Consider the following 16,283-nt stretch of genomic DNA (forward strand, 5'->3'; position numbering starts at 1 on the left):
AACAAGGATGAACTTAACAACAGAATTTAAAGAAAAAGTAAGATTTGCAATTTTAGAAAAACGTAAAAACTACGGCGGTTCTGATGCCGATTTTTCTAAAAGTTTAGGAATAAACAACGCCATCTATAGCAGAATTAAAAAAGGCGAAACCGACAAAGTATTAAGTGATACTTCTTGGATTACTATCGGTCGCCAATTACAAGTAAAAGTTTTTGAGGACAACTGGAAAGTGGCTCGCACCTCAGTATATAGCGAAATCGAAGACAATTTAAATTTTTGTAAAGAGCTGAGCCGTTCAATGGTTTTAGTAGATGATTGCGGAATTGGGAAAACATTTTGCACGAAGCACATCATCCGAAAAATGAAAAACACTTTTTATGTTGATTGTTCTCAAGCCAAATCAAAACAACAATTCATTAAGCTGTTAGCCAAAACAATTGGAATTGACAACCACGGTAAGTACAACGAGATTTTAGAAAATGCAAAATATTACATTACCACTTTAGAACGCCCTTTAATAATCCTTGACGAAGCGGGAGACTTACAATATGATGCTTTTTTAGAGTTGAAAGGAATTTGGAACGGAACGGACGGTTCTTGCGGTTGGTACATGATGGGAGCTGATGGTTTGAGACGAAAAATAAACAAAGGTTTGAGCGCTCAAAAAGTAGGGTATGCCGAAATATTCAGCCGTTTCTCTGACGAATTTATCAAGTTAGTACCCAACGGAAAAGCCGACCGCCAAGCCTACTACACAGAGTTAATTGGAGCTGTAGCAAGCGCAAATATTACTGACAAAACCAAAATAAAGCCACTCATAAACAAATGCATTGCCAAAGAAACCACGCTTCGATATTTAGAAACCTTAATAAAAATAGGCGCATAAATGGCTAGAGGAATTACGGTTAAAACACTCTTAAATAAAAAGTTTAAAACGTTCAGATTCACTGGTATTTGGGAAAAGGTTTTAGGAGAGCAAGAACGAGGTGGGATTTGGGTAATATACGGCAACGAAAAGAACGGAAAAACCACGCTCGCCCTTTTACTATCAGAATACTTAACGCAGTTCGAAAACCTAAACTATGTATCAGCGGAAGAAGGAACGGGGTTTACATTTCAGCAGAATATCGCTAGAGCGAAAATTGATTTTAAGAACACCAAAATTAAGTTTCACGACTTCTTAGAAATGGAGGAACTCGAAACAATGCTTTCTAAAAGACAAAGCGCAAAAATCATAGTTATTGATAATGCCACGGCATACGTTGACGATTTGAAAACCGCTGTTTTAAGAAAACTAAAAAGGCAATTTCCAGACACTCTATTTATCATAATGGCGCACATGGAAAAAAACGAACCAACCACGGCAATGGCAAAGCTCGCAAAAAAGCTATGTAATGTGTATTTCAGAGTCGAAGGCTTAACCGCATTTGTAGGTGGCAGATGCCCAGGAGGAATATTAACAATAAACGATCAAACAGCAATGCTATTTCACGGTAGCGAAATTTCAAAAAACTAACGCAATGAACAAAATAATAGCCGCACAAGAGTCAGCAGTAGAATACTTAATGAATGTATTTGCATTAGCGGACACTAAAGAAGATTTTATCCTTGCTTTTTGGGAATTATGGACATCAAGTGTAACTACAACCACGAGAGAGTTTCAGCAAGTTTTCGCAAATGCTCCAGTAAACAAATGGTTTATTACTGAATTAGCTAAAGAAGAAAAAGAATTTAAACTATTGTCCGCTCGTTACCCCGAAATAATCGGAACTGACAAAGACAAACTGTATTGCGAGTGTATTAATAAACTAATGTCACGCTTCCCAATGAGTTTATTGCAAAACGCCAAAAAGCGCACCGAAAAGCCAAAAACCAATAGAATAGAAGGAATCAGAATCGAAACATCAATATTAAACCAAAACTAGCCCATGACTCCACAACATCAAGCCAACAAAATAGCCGAATTAGAACAATGGCTAAGAGACAACCCAAACCATGAGAACCGCACTATAATCGAAAAGGATTTGCGAAAGCTCCGAGAGCAATCCACACCAAGACCCCATGAGCGAGGCACCTTAGATTTACGAGAACATAATTTTTACAATGTATGAAAGATTCCCAACTCCCACAACGCCTAAACAATCTACATACAGCATTAGAACAATGCTCACAAATTGACTTTTTAAGCGACGGAAAAAACAAAGTATTTACAACGGGCGAGCGAATAGCCATTAATCAAGAACGAGGCTCAATATTTAGCCAAATAGCCCATGAAAACGGCGAAACAACAGCCCTAGAGGTTAGGAATTATAAGGTTAACGCACACATCGAAAATAAAATCAATTTCACTTTAAGTAAAATCAACAATTAATTATGAGTACACCAGAAGCAATAGAGAAAAAAGAATACACCACAGCCGAACTAGAACAAATGTTGGCTAAACGTAAAAAAGCAGAAAAAGCCAAAGAAGAAAAGGAAAAAGCAACTTACGAAAAAGACCGTGACGAAATGGTTTCTAAAGTCCTTACTACCGCCAAAGCATTATTTAAAGAATTGGGCGAATTCAAAACATATTGTCACATCGAAATGGATAAACAAGCCGTGAAGCTTTCGGAATATGGAAAATTAAGAAGCAACTCCAAAGGCGGGTTTTCAGTAACTGACACTGAGGACACCATGAGAGTAACACGCCGTCGAGATACTGAACCAGTGTGGGACGAACGAAGCGGAAAAGCCGTGGAACTGATAAAAGACTTCTTAGGCGATGCCATAAAAAAACGTGACGTAAAGATGTACGAAATTCTAATGAGCTTCTTAGAACGAAACGCACAAGGCGAACTTGAATACAACCGTGTAATGGATTTATACAAGCACGAAGATAAGTTTGATGATCCACGTTGGAAAGAAGGCTTAAAACTGATAAAAGAATCATTCTCGAACCACCTAAAAGGTTACGGATATGAATTCAAGATGAAAGGCGCTGACGGAAAGTGGCAAAACCTTTACTTAAACTTTTCTAGCCTTTAGAATGAGTGACTACAAAACATCAACACTACTAGCCATTGCGCTAGTAGTGTTTAACCGAAAAGACACCATTCTTTTTCTTGAATGGTTGCATTTTAAAATAACTACAACCTATAAACAGCGAGCCAATGAGCGTAAAAATAATGCCAATAAAAGACCACGAAGAATACACGGTAAACGGGCATTTGGTTTTTAAAAATAAATGTAATTTCTGGACATGCGACCATTTATTAAGCGATACAGAGTTAACCGCTTTTACCAACTACCAAACCCTTGTGATTTAAAATAAAGCATTTACAAAACACATAACAGCAACCTATAAGACAAAGTAATATGAAAAAAGAGGATTTTATTTTAAAGCGAAACGAATTATTGACACTAAAAGAAAAACATCTTGAAGTAATCAATAAAGAATACAGCGAAGTTTTAAAAGAGTTTATAAAAGAAAATTCACCCGTTGAAAAATTAAAAGTTTACGAGCTTATTGAAAATGGTATAAAGAGACGTGGTTTTAAAAGGATTGTTATTTATGGCGTTGAAGTAGAAGTTTGGGATATTGATGCTGTAATGATTCGTATTGGTGGATGGTGGTTAGATAAAGAAAATGTTCCTACTAAATGGGACACAATGACGGTTTACGGAGTTAGTAATCCAGCAATATTTAAGCTTTCAGAAAATCAAGAAAATGAAAAACACCCCGATTCAAACGATGACAGCAACTAAAACAAAACCACCAGTACTTTACGGCAACGATTTACCCATCACAACGTATCAAATCAAAACCATTCGTAAAAACTGCAATTGGCAAGAAGATATAAAAGACGAATGGGTACAATGGGTTACTGGAGACAGTTCTCGTACTTCACTAAAAAGCCTTACCCAAGCCCAAGCCGTCAAGATAATTAGGCAACAAACAGGCGATAATTCCACCCCAAAGGAAGCACAAACCGACAATTGGGGGATGTTCGACAAAACGAACAAACAACACCTTGGTGTTATGGCTCAGCTCCGAACCATGCAATGGACAATTCCACACGAACGCCACGGCGAAGTAGCAGACTTGGAGCGATTGAGTAATTTTTTAAAGAGTAAAGAATCGCCAGTTAAAAAGCCTTTAAAAGCCATGAATCCGCAAGAACTTTCCAAAATAATAGAGTGTTTTAAATCAATGGTAAGAAAAAAATATAAGTAAGATGGACGAGATAATAAAAGATTTACAAGACATAAGGATTTGGTGTTTTCTCTTTGGATATATGGCAGGTATAACTACATGGTTAATGTGGCCAACACAAAAGAAAAAGAGAAAATCTAAATATCCTAAATGTGATTGTAAAGACGTAAACGATTGCCATAAATGGTGCAATGCAAAGCATTTGTTTAAAAAAGACTCTGACCGTGGACTCGTATAGCATCACCGAAATATGTCCCCACGACATAGCCCAAATCAAAGTATTAGAAAGTGTTACAACGTGCGAAACTACACAATTAGTATGCATCCAATGTGGTGAACCATTAGAAGAACCTAAAACAGAATGTTAAGATGAAAAAAAACTTTACAAATGACTATCCACTTCAGATTGGCAAAATCAGATTTGTATTGAAATATACAGGAATTGGTATAATATTTTCCACAGAAATAGACGAAGTCGACGAAACTTGCGCAATTGCATATTTCAAAAAGATGTATCCAAGTGCGGTATTAATTTCAATTAAAAAGAAAGATGAAAAAAAAGACTAAAACTCCAATCTACACCGCCGACCAAGTATTTGCAATCGCAAAACTTTTAGACCAAGTATTCAATCTATTTCCCGCCACAACTCAGGAACAAAAAGCTATCCGTTCGATAGCTTTTGAGCTAGAGGAAAAGTTTAGTAAAAAACGAAAAGAGCTTATAAAATCTAATAATCTGTTTGAGCAAGGTAAAACACATAAACTAACCTTAAAATATCACGAAGAGTTAGCCTTGTTAAAAATTATTTCGTCATTACTCGACACAGTGAATGACTCCAAACCCAAAAACGATTTAAGAATAGTACTAAATTATTTAGACGAAAAACTAGCATAATGTCATTAGGTAAACAACTCAAAAAGCCAACTAACAAAAGTGAAACGATTTTCGAAACCGACCATCGATTAAGGCAAGAAGCTAAATTACTGGCAAGAAACCACAAAGACACAAAACCTATTAAATACCTTTTAAAATAGATTTAAATGGAAGAATACACAACCTACGAAGTAACCTTTATTGAAACTAAAGAAAAGTGGATTTTTCAGTATAGAAAAACCGACGGCATTTTACATTGTTTTATTAATTCGCCTGGCACGGGTTTTATCAATTTATTGCGAAAGCAAACCTTTCCCGAAAGTATCACAATGATTGAAGCTTGGGCAAAGTTTAAGAAAATTGTAACCATAGAACTCAAGATAGACGATTACTCTTTTGAAGCCTTTTGGAAAAAGTATAATTTAAAAGTAAAAAAAGAAGCCTCCGAAAAAGCTTTTGAAAAACTTACACTAGTCGAAAAAATAAAGTGTTTCAATGCTCTCAAAAAGTACGATGAATTCTTAGCCAAAACAGGGCAAGCCAAAGCACACTTAGTGACTTGGATTAACCAAAAACGATTTAATGATGAGTATTAATAATTTTAATAAATAGATATGTCTAAATTAATTTTTAAAACCAAAAAACCTAAAAAAGGTTACGTTCACCACGAGAGTTTTATGACTCACGAAAGCAAAGGACTTTATGATAAGTTACCACCTCATGAAATTCAAAGTCAAGCTCATAAACTTGTCGCTGATACTTTAAGAAAACTAATTATTGACTTAGACAAATTAGGGTACGATCAAACGAATGTTGGCTTTTATATTCATTATAACTCCATTATATGATACTAGGATTTAGCACACAATTAAACGGCAAGCCAACATATTTTGTAGAGCGTATTTGGGAGACGATATTACAAAAAGGAATCCAAATTAAAATGAATGATTCTTTAGAGTTAGGCAGAACAGCCTTGCCTAAAAACTATACAGTTGGTACACACATACCGAAATTGCACACCATCCGAGATGATAAAAAAGATCGTTGGCAACCAGGAACAAAAATTGATTTCTTTATCAATTGCCGTCAAAAGAATATGTTTCGGTTTGCACCGGTTCTGCCTGTGGTCAGCACTCAAGAAGTTGAGATTGTGTATTACTCAAACCGTGAAACTATAATGAATGATTTGCCACCAAAATGTGCGATTATTATTGACGGTAAAAAGCGATTGAATGATAAAGAAATTGAAGCATTATCCCAAAATGATGGATTTGACACCGTTAATGATTTTTTTGCATACTTCGAGAATGGTTTTACGGGTAAAATTATCCACTGGACGGATAAGAGGTATTAATCAACTACGGAAATCCGTAAAAAAACAAAAATAAACCTTATTACCTTTAAATTATGACTGATAGATACCAACAAATTTATGATCGAGAAAATTTGAGATTAAAACAAAAACTATCTGAGATAGACAGACAAACAAATAAAAGAATAAAGGCAATTGAAATTATTGGCGTAATTCTTATTTTTCTATTGGGATACATCTGCTTTTATTAATACATTTGAATTATGGAAAGAATTAAAAAGGTGTTAGCAGGGTTATTTTTCTTTGCGGTACTTTGGCTTGTGATTGTTAATTTTATTCAGGCTTTTAAATGCCCATCAATGACACAAACACAATTGTTTTCGCACTTACCAAAAATTTTTATTTTAGATTTTAAAAATTGTAAATAACCAATATGAAAAAAATACTGTCTCTATTCTCACTCTTTACACTACTATCTTGTAGTCCAAACAAAGTTAAAGACATTGCCTCTTTTGAGTTTAATGGTGCTTGGTACTGGGTTGCTCAGCACGAAGATGGCGCAACTAAACAAGATGTTGAAGATTATGTAAATAAATGGGCGAATCCAACGCAAACAAGTCATTTCTATATTTATGACAAATCTATTGACTTATCGGTTTTTAAAGATGAAAGTTTCAATTTTACTAAGTTTGCCAAAACCGTTTTAGCAAATAAACCGCAATACGGCTACTACAAAATGGCACCTGATACAAAGTTAAATACTGATGCCGTTTGGCTTTTAGAACAATCCCAAAAACAAAAATAATTCCACCAAAAAGCCCAGCTAAAAACTGGGCTTTTTTTTTGTTAAAACATTTTATATTTTTGTCACATGACAAAACAGGAACGATTTAATAACAGAAACACTCAGGTGCGCAAAATGTTCTACGAGCTTCTCGAAAAGAACAAGAAGTGGCGCGTTGATGCTGTTATTGATGAAGTGGCAAATAAAATGTTTTTAGCCAATCGAACTGTTGAAGCAATCATAAAACACGAAGGAATCTACGGCAATACTCCACCACCTCAAAACATTCAATTACAATTACTTTAAACTCTTTTTAAATAGTATTTAAAAAAGTTTGTATATTTGCATAGTCAGGCTTGCGGGTCGGGCAAAGCTCAGGCGTTTAGTAGTAATACTAAACGCCTGTTCGATTTAATACAATTAGCTCTCCATCTTTATAAAATACAACCGAATCATACTTGTAATTTTTATTCTTAAAAATGTCTTTCGCTCTCTCCTGGATAATGGTGTCCGTCAAAGGCTTATCTAATCTACTATCACTAATAACAGCAATTGCTCCCTGTTTAGATGCTTTATTTGCATTCCCTAAAATATTTTTAATAGCAGACGGTCTTTTGACATCAAAATATTGATTGCCTATTTTTAAATCGGGATTTGATGTTTTGGACTGTAAGTTTGGAAAAACAACATTTCTAACCGTTTTTTCACGTTCTGAAATTTCGGGTAACATTTCGGCAATTTTTCCTTTTTGTGCATAGGCTTTGGCAACTCCTAGAATGTCCTTATAATCATCACTTTTAGTAATTAATTGGTGCTCTAAAACAGCTCCTTTTTTACTTTCAAATACCGTCTTAAATTGGTCTTTTCTATCCGATTGTAATACTTTATTTGCTACAAACTTTTTGGCGTTGGTTTTAGATTCTATAATTTGGGTAGCGTTCATTCCTCCCTCATACGATATTTCGCCAAACACTTTTCCACTCAAAGCGGCGTTATTTCTAAATGCCCCTTTTATATCCAGTTCGGGAATTACTTTACTTGCTTCTTCGTCTGTTTGCTCTAAGCCACAACGACAACCCCAATCTAATGGCACATTATGGGTTTTCCAAAATGGGTGATTTATTGGTAAAATCAAACCATCTAAGGCACGGTGTTTTTCACGAGTTCGGGCATCGTTTACGGCATTGTATTTTAGGTTTGGATACAAGTCCGCATCGGCTTCAAAACCTTTCCAATTCGCCACGCTGTTTGCCGTTGCAACCGTATGATGGTATTCGGTTTTTAACCAACGTTGATTGTATTCGATATTCAGTTCTGAAGCTTTGTTTTTAAAATCCGACCAAGAAACTACTTTGCCATCATCGGTAAGTGCGGACTCTAATTGTGTTCTGAAACTCGTTTCTTTGAATGCTGAAAATTGCACAATATCATTTTTTAAAGATTGTGCTAGATCGGCATCATAAAACTCGGAATCGGCACTATAACCCAAATCAAACGCTTTGGTTAAATGGGAGTTGTAATACTCAAAAAGAGCTTGCTTATTTTCGTCAGATACATTTCTGTCGTCATATAATTGCCTAAAATAGCTTTCGATAAGCCCGCTTAAAACATCGTCTTGTTTATCAAGTATTGCGGGATCGTGTTCCGTTTCGCAACATTTAGAACGATAGTATAGTTTAAGCAGGCTTAAGGCTTTTTTGCATTGTCGGTTTTAGTTGGTGGCGTTTGATAAGACGGCATAATTTCAATTTCTACTCCATAAACTTCCTCAACATATTGCTGTTTTAAAATGTAGCCATTGCTCATTAACTGGCTATCGATTTTAATTTGCTTTTCAGGGTCTTTGGTCTTTTCAATAGTGATTTTGGCATTTTCTGGAATAGCGTAACCTAACTTACGCATAGCAGGAACTAAGCGTTTATTCAAGAAAGAAAGCATTTTCTTTTTGTCGCTTTTGATGACCTCCTCCAAGGTGTTTTCGTGTACCGTTCCTTGGGCTTTGCTTGCTCCGTTTTCGGTTGTCATTGTTTGGTGCAAAATCAATTTAGAAAGCTCTTTATCTAAAGCTTGTATTTTCATATAGAAAACTTGAAAGGCATCCGCTTTGCTGTTTTCTTTAATATCAATTTCAGTACCAATTGGGAAAACTCCATAAGGTGCGCTTCCCATTTCTTCCAACCATCCTGCTACTTCATTTTTAACGGTTTCGCTTTGACTAGCTACTTTAGCAATACGAATAGGTACACCAAACAATTCCTCAAATTCATCCCAAGAACCCCACGAGTGGCGTTTAAGAATGGTGTAAACGGCAGCTTTCTCTAATATCCCGATATTGCTGTAAAACTTGGCGTACAGCAAAACATCATCCACCTCGGACACATCTAAACCTTTTGTTCCATTGATATCGTACAATAGTATTTTTTGTCCTGGTACTAACAAACCACGGTCAATCATTTCGACTTCTTTGATACTACCTTTTTCAAAGTCTTTTATCCACAAAAAGCCTTCTCCTTTGAAAGTCGTTTTGTGCGCCTCTTCCAACACATAATCAAACCACTCCTGATCTTCGATGAATTCCGTTAGATTATCGTCCTTAATTCCGTTAACAGTAAAAATGTAATCTTCGTTAATGGTTCTTAGCGTTCTGTCTTCGGTGACAGCTGTTAAATGTCCGTCTAACATAATATCATCATAGACTTCTTGCATCGGAAAGAAACGAGGTATTTCGGATTGATAATAAGCATATCTCGCCGCCTGCCAATCGTTAATCTCTTTGCGCCACAGACGACGTTGACGGCGGATAACATCAACCATCAAATCCGTTATTTTGGATATGTTACTGGAATCAACATTTGACAAACTTATTTTTTTGCCAATAGCATTTCCCGAAAGATTGACCTTGCTCACTTGCCTTTTTGCGTTGGCTATGTTTCTATATTTTGAACTCATTTTTATCGTAGTGTTAAATCTAATTCTCTTTTTATTTTGTCCGCAATTTGTCGGTTTAAATACTCGGACTTTCCTATAAATTGACGTTTCGGCATTCCGTCAAGTCCTTCGTTGTGTCGCTTCGCATATGGTTTATAAGTTCTAAAAACAACCCTGCTACTGCCTTGGCTCACGTTATATTTAAAGGAGTTTTTCAGTTTGTCTCCACCGGTAGAAAATCCGACTAATATGGCACGATCTACGGTTCTACTCCCAAAACGGTTAAGGCTTCCCGAACGTCCTACTCGATTGGTTCTGTATCGGGTGTTGTCCACTCCCATTTTATCGGTTAGCTTACGATCCTTCCACTTTTCCGTACTGTTGTCGGTAAAGCCCTGGTCTCGGAAATTCTTTTCAATAAACTTCTTGCCTTCTACACCAATAACCCGCAATGCCTTTTCGGGAATCTCTTTTGAAGCTCGAATCAGTAACTTTTGCAAGTCGGATAAACTACCAGCCATTTGGGTAATTTTTGCGACTGCCTAACTTCATAAACAGCACTTCGCTATCGGGAGTTCCGTCGCCGTCGGTATCCACGAGCTTTGGCGGTAAATTGGGTTTTATTGTTCCTTTTGAAACTTTCTCTAACCATAGCATTGCTTCATCATATCGTAACTTTGCCACATCATTTAGGGTTTTGGTTCTGCGAGTGTAAATTTCAAAAAGAACAATTCCTTTAAGGTGTTTGAGTACTGTAAGATTACGGTCTTTATCGGAGGCATTAAATATGGCTTCGGCGTCAAAATACTGAAACAAATACCCGCTCATTACGTCGATGCTTTCGGCAATAATATCCTCGACAATTGTATCGTCATTATTAATAATTCGATTAATAATTTCGTCAACTCCTACGGTCTTTAATTCGGATTTTTCTAAAAACATATTATACTGTTGTTGGTTGAATGCTTATTTTTTTGCTACTAAAACGGGGATTAATATGTCGGTAAATGATGGTTGAAAACGAGAGCTTGTAACTCATCATTTCAAATGCTTCATCAACGCTTTCTTCGTTAGATAAATCTAATTGTTTGAAAGTGTCGCCTCTTAATCCTTGGAGTTTTTCTACAATAGAATCAATCACATCAATTTCAATTAATCCGTGTTCGGGGTCGGCAGTTCCGTTGTATTGTTCCATCCAACCATCTTTACAATAAAAAATCACTTCGACGGTCGCTTTTCCTTCCTGCTTTTGCTCTACCATCGTTTGCCACGTTATGGCTTTGATTTCGACTAAAGCAGCTGTAAAATAACTCGGATAGTTTTCTTTCGGCATACTGAACTGTTTGCGTTGCAAATCGACCAACTCCAAGATTGGCAATTCGGCTAGAGCAAGTTTTGTTTTTATAAATAGTTCCTTCCTTGGTGTCATAGTCTACGTGTTGTTTTGCGTTTTCCAATTACGGGTTTTTGGTTGCTTTCCTCTTTTTGAGAATAACCAAATAATAGCCTGCCTTTACGAACGCATTGTTCTAAAACGTCCAAAATATCATCGGGCGTTTTGCAACCTTTTTCAAAAGCGACGATATGTTCCACCGCTTTGTCCATGTCCTCCGTATCTTTTAACTTTTCATCAAAAGTGATTAATCCACGTTGAAAAGTATTAGTCAAAGTAGCGTCAATTTTATCGTGTTTATCGCCTGATGCGTGGTCAGGAATTGGAATTCCAACGGCGTTATTTTCTTCGCATGCTACAAGCCATTCAGGTTCATAAACTACTGATTGAGCTGCTGTGGCATCATAGTATGAAATGATTGACATTCCTTTGCTATTATACTTTCTTTGCCACTCATAGTGTTGGTTCATTGCTTCGGATAAACTGACCTGACGGTTGAATATTTCCAAAACGTGTGCACGTCCTAATTCAATTGACAAAATTCCACCTGCTTTAAAATCACCTGTATCTTTATAGGACAAATCCCAAAATTCAATCAAACCATTAAAAACCTGATTACCGTGCGTTTTCTTGTATCGAATCCACTCGGCTTTAATTCGCTTACCTTCCTCAACTGGATTATTGAAATCTTCTCTTTGGCTCGTATGATAGTCGGTATCACTTACAATATCCTTACAATCTTGTACGCTGTATCGCTCTGGCCAAGTCGGTTTAAATTTATCATCACATAAATTGACTGTACTAATTTTAAGGTTTGGCGATTTCTTGTTTTTTTCGGCATACCCGTCAACAATTCCGTTTTTTACGATGTAGTTGTTTGCCATTACTTGACGGAAACGTCCTTTTTGTCCAGCCTTTCCTAAATCTCCTGTGAGCTTCTGTACATTCTCTTTTGTTAGGTCAATGTTTTTGGCTTGTTTTCGGTCTTCTAAATCGTCCATTGAGGCGAAGTCAGGTCGCCAGGCTCCGTTACGCAAACCTCTAAACGGTTGGTTTAATCCTAACGCTTTAAACATTTTTTTGTCATTGGTTTCAAACTGACCTTCTGCCCAAGAACCGTATTGCATTTGTATACCAAAATCTTTGATGTATCGTTCGTTACTTTCAAGGTGCATTTGTACATCGGAAAGTAAAAGTTTGCCCGCATCGAGCGTACGCCCAATGATTAAACCAAAATTAACCTCGTTGTTTTCTTTGAGGTGGCACAAGTTCCCAACGTTTGTATGAATAGACTTTGCTGCACCACGAAACCAACGGCGTTGTTGTTTGATTAAAGGGTTTTTAAACAGTTCTAAATAACTGGTTAAATGAAATTTTGCGCAAGGCGCATCCGCTAAAGCTAAAAGCGAATTCACACCATAGTAATATTCAAAAAACTCCAAATAGTTTTCAGGTTTTAAAAGGTGTTTAATTCTTTTTTCCTGTTCGGCTGTGGTTTCTTTAAATAAAGATGCACCCGAAAGTAACTGGATTCTTTTCGATTCCAACTGGTATTTTTCAAGAGCTTGTTTGAGTTCCGTTTTAGTCATTGCTTACTAATTCATTTACATATTTATCAAAATGCACACGAATAGTCTGCAATAATTCTAATATTTCATCACGCTTTTTGCCTGTGTTATTCCCTGCCTGTACAACCATAAATTGGCTAAAACCGTCAAAGCTTTCCATTGTATGAACTGCTTTTTTTCGGTCGTCATCCATTCGATCCCAAGCGGCTGAAATTTTAGCTAAATCATCCGCTTTGTGTTTTGGCTGTCTACCTTCTTTTATATCGATTACATATTGAAGTATTAGTTTTTTTATTTCGCTCGGTCGTATAGCAAAAAGTTCTTTTTCATTTTCCCAACAATGTAGCTCCCGCCAATTAGATAAAGTTTTGACACCAACTCCTAAAATTTCAGAAATATTAGTCAACGAGAAACCTTTTACAAACAAATCTTTTGCCTGTAATTTTTTGTAGTCGCTTTGAGCTGCAGTCATTCTGCCTTTGCCTTTACTTGTAGTATCCATCGATATTCAGGTTTTCGTTTTCCTCAAACTTTATGTTATTAATTTTCATACCGTCGTACTCCAAGTTTTTCTTGGCATCAATCAAAAACGGCATATAGTCGTCGTCACTAAGCATTCGGTTAAGTCCAACACCCAATTCAGGAAATTCTTTGAATTCGCCTTTAGTTGCCATCAAAATATGTTCTTGGTGCGTGTAGTCCGAAAAGCCCAAAACAAAGTCACCATTTTGCATGGCTAGGTCTCCATTTGTGTCTAAAAGTATATCAGTCATAGGGCAAAGTTCCACATATAATAGGCGTAGAAAAAAAGGAACTTCAAGCCTTGTATTTATTTTAAACAACGCTTGTATTCATTGTGCCCAAGCCTTGGAGAGTAGTTTTTTTTTACTCGAAAACCGCCCCAATTTTGTCCTCGAAATAATTACCAAATTCAATTTTAAAAAGCCAATGCAATACGACTTTGTTATTAATACCGAAAACGTAAACGAGTACAAATACCGCATTTTGACCGATGGTATTGACTACACTCAATACTTGCGCAATCCTGTTGTACTGTATTTACATGAGCGAGATTCTTTTAAGAATAAAGGAGGGGAAGTTATCGGGCGTTGTATCAAACTTTTTGTCCAGGATAAAAAACTGATCGCAACCATTGAATTTGATGAGAATGACGAATTCTCTAAAAGGATTGCCGACAAAGTGGCTGGCGGTTTTATCCGTATGGCATCCATGTACGCCGATGTGATTGCAGCATCGTCAGAACCCGAATTGGTAATAGAAGGACAATTGTACGAAACGGTTACTAAATGTAAGCTTGTAGAAATTTCGATTGTTCCCATTGGCGGTAATGATGATGCTCTGAAATTATCTAAAAAAGGAGGCGAAGTAAAGTTGAATAAATTGAACATAAAAATTGAAGATATGGAATTAAAAACAATTGCCCTAGCATTGGGTAAACCTGCCGATACGTCGGAAAATGTATTACTTGACACTATTGCACAAGTAAAATTGGAAGCATCAAACTCTAAAACTAAAGTGGCAGAACTGGAAGCGGAAATCAAAACAATTCGTTTGAGCGGTGCAACTGTTTTGGTTGATAAAGCGGTGCAATTGGGATTGATTCCTGCTACTTTGAAAGATTCACAAGTGAAAGCTTTTGAAAGTGATTTTGACGGACAAACTGCCATTTTATCCAAATTGATTGGAGACAAAGAAGCGGAAAATGTGGGTAACGGAAACCAAACGGCAGTAAAAGAAGTGATCCTTAAAGGGAAAGCGACTTCGGGAGTAGCTACTACAACACCCGAGGAATCATTTGATTATTTGCAAAGACACGATGCCGTGAAATTGTCAAAAATCAGAGATGAAGAACCCGCAAAGTATGCTCAACTGGCCAAAGATTATCAGGCGGGTGTGAGATACACAGCAAATAAATAAATAATTAATCGCATTTATAAAAAATAGATATGGCTTTACAAAAAGAAGTATGGGTTGCAGGCATTCAGGAGAATCCTATCCCAGATAACAGTTTTGTTTTTGCATCAACGGACAAATCCGAGTATGTAGATAACAATACTTTACACCTAGCGGAAGCGGGTATTGATCCCGAGGTTCACGAGGACTACTTTGCGGGTAGTGAAACCGATTTGCCAATAGCGGCAATTACAGATATTCCAAATGAGGTTACTTTAAAAACGTACTCTACGGACAGAACGCGCCACAGAGATTTGCAAGAGATAGAATTGCAGTACAATAAACGTGCTTCGATAACTAACCGACACAAAGCTTCTTTGGCTAAAAACCTCGGAAAAAGAGCGGCTTTTGCTTGGGCACCTGCCCTGGACAATGCAAATAATAAAATTATCACTGTAGGAGCTGGTAAATTTATTAGTGCAATCATTAAAATGAAGGCATTTTACAATGGCTTGGATATATACGATAATTTGAACATCTGTTTGACAGCTGAACACATGGGCAAAATTGAAGAGGAAGATACAGTTTTGTATAAGAAAATCTTAGATACAAACAAGATGTATGGCTTCACAGTTTACAACTACAACCAAACTGCATTGTACACGGCTGCGGGAGCTAAAAAGCCATACGGAACTGTGAAAGCCGTAGACGATAAAAACTGCTCTTTTACTTGGTGTTCAAACGAAACATTTAGATGTTTTGGAGATACAGAGATGTACGAAACAATTCGCAGTGCTGCTTCGCAAGCTGACGAAATCTCATTCGCTCAAAGAGCTCTTGTTGGTAACATCCGTGCAGCTAATCCTAAATATTTAGGAGCAATCTTGAACTAATATGGAAAAAGCACAAAAAACGGATTCGGCAGTCTTACTGACTGCCATTGCTTTAGCCGTAAGCAATTATTTTGCACAAAAAGGTGCAAAGAGTGAAGTATTTTCTACAGCTGACGGATATATTTTTGAAAACTTCGGTTTTGCTCAAAATCACGCCACCACTTTGGAAGATAATAATGTAACACCACATTCAAATGTAAATAACATTGAAGTGTTTGGTGAAGCCAATTTAAGCGATAAAGCTATCGAATTAAATGCAGATCAGTTGGAGCTTTTAAACAATGGTTTAGTTAAAGAAAATTATAATCCATTGAAACAATTGGTTGCTTTTCTGAAATTAGAAACAGTTGACCAAAAAGCGGAATCACTAATAGCAGTTTTGACTGCTTATAAAGAATCATTGTAAAAATCAATAAAAGTTT

The 16,283-nt window shown here is 36.6% G+C and carries 27 protein-coding genes; 19 read left to right on the forward strand and 8 right to left on the reverse strand.

The features are described from left to right. Positions 1-7 precede the first annotated feature (7 nt). The 16 genes from AC51AA_RS06775 to AC51AA_RS06850 all read left to right on the forward strand — a co-directional run bounded on the left by AC51AA_RS06775 (position 8) and on the right by AC51AA_RS06850 (position 7,471). The gene (locus AC51AA_RS06775; RefSeq protein ID WP_500705036.1) at positions 8-886 is read left to right on the forward strand and encodes an AAA family ATPase; all 879 of its coding nucleotides are present in this window, start codon (positions 8-10) and stop codon (positions 884-886) included. Beyond that, positions 887-1,516 (forward strand): P-loop NTPase family protein, encoded by a 630-nt coding sequence (locus AC51AA_RS06780; RefSeq protein ID WP_500705038.1) that lies wholly within the window; start codon positions 887-889, stop codon positions 1,514-1,516. It begins immediately after the preceding gene. 4 nt (positions 1,517-1,520) lie between these two features. Further along, positions 1,521-1,925, forward strand: a complete 405-nt coding sequence (locus tag AC51AA_RS06785) for a hypothetical protein (RefSeq protein ID WP_500705039.1) — start codon at positions 1,521-1,523, stop codon at positions 1,923-1,925. A 182-nt stretch (positions 1,926-2,107) separates the two neighbouring features. Then, complete coding sequence (locus tag AC51AA_RS06790) at positions 2,108-2,371, forward strand: hypothetical protein (protein WP_500705041.1); 264 nt, start codon at positions 2,108-2,110, stop codon at positions 2,369-2,371. 2 nt (positions 2,372-2,373) lie between these two features. Further along, positions 2,374-3,027 (forward strand): DUF3164 family protein, encoded by a 654-nt coding sequence (locus AC51AA_RS06795; protein ID WP_500705043.1) that lies wholly within the window; start codon positions 2,374-2,376, stop codon positions 3,025-3,027. Positions 3,028-3,152: 125 nt separating this feature from the next. Then, complete coding sequence (locus AC51AA_RS06800) at positions 3,153-3,308, forward strand: hypothetical protein (protein WP_500705045.1); 156 nt, start codon at positions 3,153-3,155, stop codon at positions 3,306-3,308. 49 nt (positions 3,309-3,357) lie between these two features. Beyond that, complete coding sequence (locus AC51AA_RS06805; protein WP_500705047.1) at positions 3,358-3,747, forward strand: hypothetical protein; 390 nt, start codon at positions 3,358-3,360, stop codon at positions 3,745-3,747. Continuing rightward, positions 3,710-4,216 carry a hypothetical protein gene (locus tag AC51AA_RS06810; protein WP_500705049.1) on the forward strand — a complete coding sequence of 169 codons (507 nt, stop codon included), beginning with the start codon at positions 3,710-3,712 and terminating at the stop codon, positions 4,214-4,216. The genes AC51AA_RS06805 and AC51AA_RS06810 overlap by 38 nt, the downstream gene beginning before the upstream one ends. Positions 4,217-4,564: 348 nt before the next feature. Then, a complete protein-coding gene (locus AC51AA_RS06815) occupies positions 4,565-4,762 on the forward strand; it encodes a hypothetical protein (protein WP_500705050.1) in 198 nt (65 codons plus the stop codon). Further along, a complete protein-coding gene (locus tag AC51AA_RS06820; protein WP_500705052.1) occupies positions 4,746-5,090 on the forward strand; it encodes a hypothetical protein in 345 nt (114 codons plus the stop codon). Before AC51AA_RS06815 ends, AC51AA_RS06820 begins: the two co-directional genes overlap by 17 nt. A 146-nt stretch (positions 5,091-5,236) precedes the next feature. Further along, positions 5,237-5,665: an LvrA C-terminal domain-related protein gene (locus tag AC51AA_RS06825; RefSeq protein ID WP_500705054.1), complete on the forward strand. Its 429-nt coding sequence runs from the start codon at positions 5,237-5,239 to the stop codon at positions 5,663-5,665. An 18-nt stretch (positions 5,666-5,683) separates the two neighbouring features. After that, positions 5,684-5,917: a hypothetical protein gene (locus tag AC51AA_RS06830; protein ID WP_500705056.1), complete on the forward strand. Its 234-nt coding sequence runs from the start codon at positions 5,684-5,686 to the stop codon at positions 5,915-5,917. Then, on the forward strand, positions 5,914-6,423 hold the full coding sequence (locus AC51AA_RS06835; RefSeq protein ID WP_500705058.1) for a hypothetical protein: 510 nt from the start codon (positions 5,914-5,916) through the stop codon (positions 6,421-6,423). The genes AC51AA_RS06830 and AC51AA_RS06835 overlap by 4 nt, the downstream gene beginning before the upstream one ends. A gap of 221 nt (positions 6,424-6,644) precedes the next feature. Continuing rightward, positions 6,645-6,809, forward strand: a complete 165-nt coding sequence (locus tag AC51AA_RS06840) for a hypothetical protein (RefSeq protein ID WP_500705059.1) — start codon at positions 6,645-6,647, stop codon at positions 6,807-6,809. Between the two features lie 5 nt (positions 6,810-6,814). Further along, positions 6,815-7,186 carry a hypothetical protein gene (locus tag AC51AA_RS06845; protein WP_500705061.1) on the forward strand — a complete coding sequence of 124 codons (372 nt, stop codon included), beginning with the start codon at positions 6,815-6,817 and terminating at the stop codon, positions 7,184-7,186. Positions 7,187-7,252: 66 nt separating this feature from the next. Further along, positions 7,253-7,471: a hypothetical protein gene (locus AC51AA_RS06850; RefSeq protein ID WP_500705063.1), complete on the forward strand. Its 219-nt coding sequence runs from the start codon at positions 7,253-7,255 to the stop codon at positions 7,469-7,471. An 88-nt stretch (positions 7,472-7,559) separates the two neighbouring features. On the opposite strand, the gene AC51AA_RS06855 is transcribed toward AC51AA_RS06850, so the two are convergent. The 8 genes from AC51AA_RS06855 to AC51AA_RS06890 form a co-directional block, all read right to left on the reverse strand. Further along, positions 7,560-8,654 carry a phage minor head protein gene (locus tag AC51AA_RS06855; protein ID WP_500705065.1) on the reverse strand — a complete coding sequence of 365 codons (1,095 nt, stop codon included), beginning with the start codon at positions 8,652-8,654 and terminating at the stop codon, positions 7,560-7,562. Between the two features lie 197 nt (positions 8,655-8,851). Continuing rightward, positions 8,852-10,114, reverse strand: a complete 1,263-nt coding sequence (locus AC51AA_RS06860) for a phage portal protein family protein (protein WP_500705067.1) — start codon at positions 10,112-10,114, stop codon at positions 8,852-8,854. 2 nt (positions 10,115-10,116) lie between these two features. Continuing rightward, positions 10,117-10,614, reverse strand: a complete 498-nt coding sequence (locus AC51AA_RS06865) for a phage morphogenesis protein (RefSeq protein ID WP_500705068.1) — start codon at positions 10,612-10,614, stop codon at positions 10,117-10,119. Continuing rightward, positions 10,604-11,035, reverse strand: a complete 432-nt coding sequence (locus AC51AA_RS06870) for a phage protein Gp36 family protein (RefSeq protein ID WP_500705070.1) — start codon at positions 11,033-11,035, stop codon at positions 10,604-10,606. Before AC51AA_RS06870 ends, AC51AA_RS06865 begins: the two co-directional genes overlap by 11 nt. Position 11,036: 1 nt before the next feature. Continuing rightward, positions 11,037-11,522, reverse strand: coding sequence for a hypothetical protein (locus AC51AA_RS06875; RefSeq protein WP_500705072.1), 486 nt, complete (start codon positions 11,520-11,522; stop codon positions 11,037-11,039). After that, complete coding sequence (locus AC51AA_RS06880; RefSeq protein WP_500705074.1) at positions 11,519-13,075, reverse strand: hypothetical protein; 1,557 nt, start codon at positions 13,073-13,075, stop codon at positions 11,519-11,521. The genes AC51AA_RS06875 and AC51AA_RS06880 overlap by 4 nt, the downstream gene beginning before the upstream one ends. Beyond that, complete coding sequence (locus AC51AA_RS06885) at positions 13,068-13,556, reverse strand: terminase gpP N-terminus-related DNA-binding protein (RefSeq protein WP_500705076.1); 489 nt, start codon at positions 13,554-13,556, stop codon at positions 13,068-13,070. Before AC51AA_RS06885 ends, AC51AA_RS06880 begins: the two co-directional genes overlap by 8 nt. After that, positions 13,540-13,827, reverse strand: a complete 288-nt coding sequence (locus AC51AA_RS06890; protein ID WP_500705078.1) for an oxidase — start codon at positions 13,825-13,827, stop codon at positions 13,540-13,542. Before AC51AA_RS06890 ends, AC51AA_RS06885 begins: the two co-directional genes overlap by 17 nt. Positions 13,828-14,002: 175 nt before the next feature. Between AC51AA_RS06890 and AC51AA_RS06895 the strand changes: the two genes are divergently transcribed. From AC51AA_RS06895 to AC51AA_RS06905, 3 genes are read left to right on the forward strand one after another with little or no spacing between them, the layout of a single operon-like run. Beyond that, positions 14,003-14,992: an HK97 family phage prohead protease gene (locus AC51AA_RS06895; protein ID WP_500705080.1), complete on the forward strand. Its 990-nt coding sequence runs from the start codon at positions 14,003-14,005 to the stop codon at positions 14,990-14,992. Between the two features lie 29 nt (positions 14,993-15,021). Further along, a complete protein-coding gene (locus AC51AA_RS06900; RefSeq protein WP_500705081.1) occupies positions 15,022-15,861 on the forward strand; it encodes a hypothetical protein in 840 nt (279 codons plus the stop codon). A 1-nt stretch (position 15,862) separates the two neighbouring features. Then, positions 15,863-16,267 (forward strand): hypothetical protein, encoded by a 405-nt coding sequence (locus AC51AA_RS06905; protein WP_500705083.1) that lies wholly within the window; start codon positions 15,863-15,865, stop codon positions 16,265-16,267. The last annotated feature ends 16 nt before the right edge of the window (positions 16,268-16,283 follow it).

The sequence above is a fragment of the Flavobacterium sp. OHVDL-2026-0007 genome (assembly GCF_059882335.1).

Excerpts from the sequence above, each read along its gene's own strand:
- AC51AA_RS06775 (WP_500705036.1), top strand. The coding sequence starts at position 8 with ATGAACTTAACAACAGAATTTAAAGAAAAAGTAAGATTTGCAATTTTA.
- AC51AA_RS06780 (WP_500705038.1), top strand. The coding sequence starts at position 887 with ATGGCTAGAGGAATTACGGTTAAAACACTCTTAAATAAAAAGTTTAAA.
- AC51AA_RS06785 (WP_500705039.1), top strand. The coding sequence starts at position 1,521 with ATGAACAAAATAATAGCCGCACAAGAGTCAGCAGTAGAATACTTAATG.
- AC51AA_RS06790 (WP_500705041.1), top strand. The coding sequence starts at position 2,108 with ATGAAAGATTCCCAACTCCCACAACGCCTAAACAATCTACATACAGCA.
- AC51AA_RS06795 (WP_500705043.1), top strand. The coding sequence starts at position 2,374 with ATGAGTACACCAGAAGCAATAGAGAAAAAAGAATACACCACAGCCGAA.
- AC51AA_RS06800 (WP_500705045.1), top strand. The coding sequence starts at position 3,153 with ATGAGCGTAAAAATAATGCCAATAAAAGACCACGAAGAATACACGGTA.
- AC51AA_RS06805 (WP_500705047.1), top strand. The coding sequence starts at position 3,358 with ATGAAAAAAGAGGATTTTATTTTAAAGCGAAACGAATTATTGACACTA.
- AC51AA_RS06810 (WP_500705049.1), top strand. The coding sequence starts at position 3,710 with ATGAAAAACACCCCGATTCAAACGATGACAGCAACTAAAACAAAACCA.
- AC51AA_RS06815 (WP_500705050.1), top strand. The coding sequence starts at position 4,565 with ATGAAAAAAAACTTTACAAATGACTATCCACTTCAGATTGGCAAAATC.
- AC51AA_RS06820 (WP_500705052.1), top strand. The coding sequence starts at position 4,746 with ATGAAAAAAAAGACTAAAACTCCAATCTACACCGCCGACCAAGTATTT.
- AC51AA_RS06825 (WP_500705054.1), top strand. The coding sequence starts at position 5,237 with ATGGAAGAATACACAACCTACGAAGTAACCTTTATTGAAACTAAAGAA.
- AC51AA_RS06830 (WP_500705056.1), top strand. The coding sequence starts at position 5,684 with ATGTCTAAATTAATTTTTAAAACCAAAAAACCTAAAAAAGGTTACGTT.
- AC51AA_RS06835 (WP_500705058.1), top strand. The coding sequence starts at position 5,914 with ATGATACTAGGATTTAGCACACAATTAAACGGCAAGCCAACATATTTT.
- AC51AA_RS06840 (WP_500705059.1), top strand. The coding sequence starts at position 6,645 with ATGGAAAGAATTAAAAAGGTGTTAGCAGGGTTATTTTTCTTTGCGGTA.
- AC51AA_RS06845 (WP_500705061.1), top strand. The coding sequence starts at position 6,815 with ATGAAAAAAATACTGTCTCTATTCTCACTCTTTACACTACTATCTTGT.
- AC51AA_RS06850 (WP_500705063.1), top strand. The coding sequence starts at position 7,253 with ATGACAAAACAGGAACGATTTAATAACAGAAACACTCAGGTGCGCAAA.
- AC51AA_RS06860 (WP_500705067.1), bottom strand. The coding sequence starts at position 10,114 with ATGAGTTCAAAATATAGAAACATAGCCAACGCAAAAAGGCAAGTGAGC.
- AC51AA_RS06865 (WP_500705068.1), bottom strand. The coding sequence starts at position 10,614 with ATGGCTGGTAGTTTATCCGACTTGCAAAAGTTACTGATTCGAGCTTCA.
- AC51AA_RS06870 (WP_500705070.1), bottom strand. The coding sequence starts at position 11,035 with ATGTTTTTAGAAAAATCCGAATTAAAGACCGTAGGAGTTGACGAAATT.
- AC51AA_RS06875 (WP_500705072.1), bottom strand. The coding sequence starts at position 11,522 with ATGACACCAAGGAAGGAACTATTTATAAAAACAAAACTTGCTCTAGCC.
- AC51AA_RS06880 (WP_500705074.1), bottom strand. The coding sequence starts at position 13,075 with ATGACTAAAACGGAACTCAAACAAGCTCTTGAAAAATACCAGTTGGAA.
- AC51AA_RS06885 (WP_500705076.1), bottom strand. The coding sequence starts at position 13,556 with ATGGATACTACAAGTAAAGGCAAAGGCAGAATGACTGCAGCTCAAAGC.
- AC51AA_RS06890 (WP_500705078.1), bottom strand. The coding sequence starts at position 13,827 with ATGACTGATATACTTTTAGACACAAATGGAGACCTAGCCATGCAAAAT.
- AC51AA_RS06895 (WP_500705080.1), top strand. The coding sequence starts at position 14,003 with ATGCAATACGACTTTGTTATTAATACCGAAAACGTAAACGAGTACAAA.
- AC51AA_RS06900 (WP_500705081.1), top strand. The coding sequence starts at position 15,022 with ATGGCTTTACAAAAAGAAGTATGGGTTGCAGGCATTCAGGAGAATCCT.
- AC51AA_RS06905 (WP_500705083.1), top strand. The coding sequence starts at position 15,863 with ATGGAAAAAGCACAAAAAACGGATTCGGCAGTCTTACTGACTGCCATT.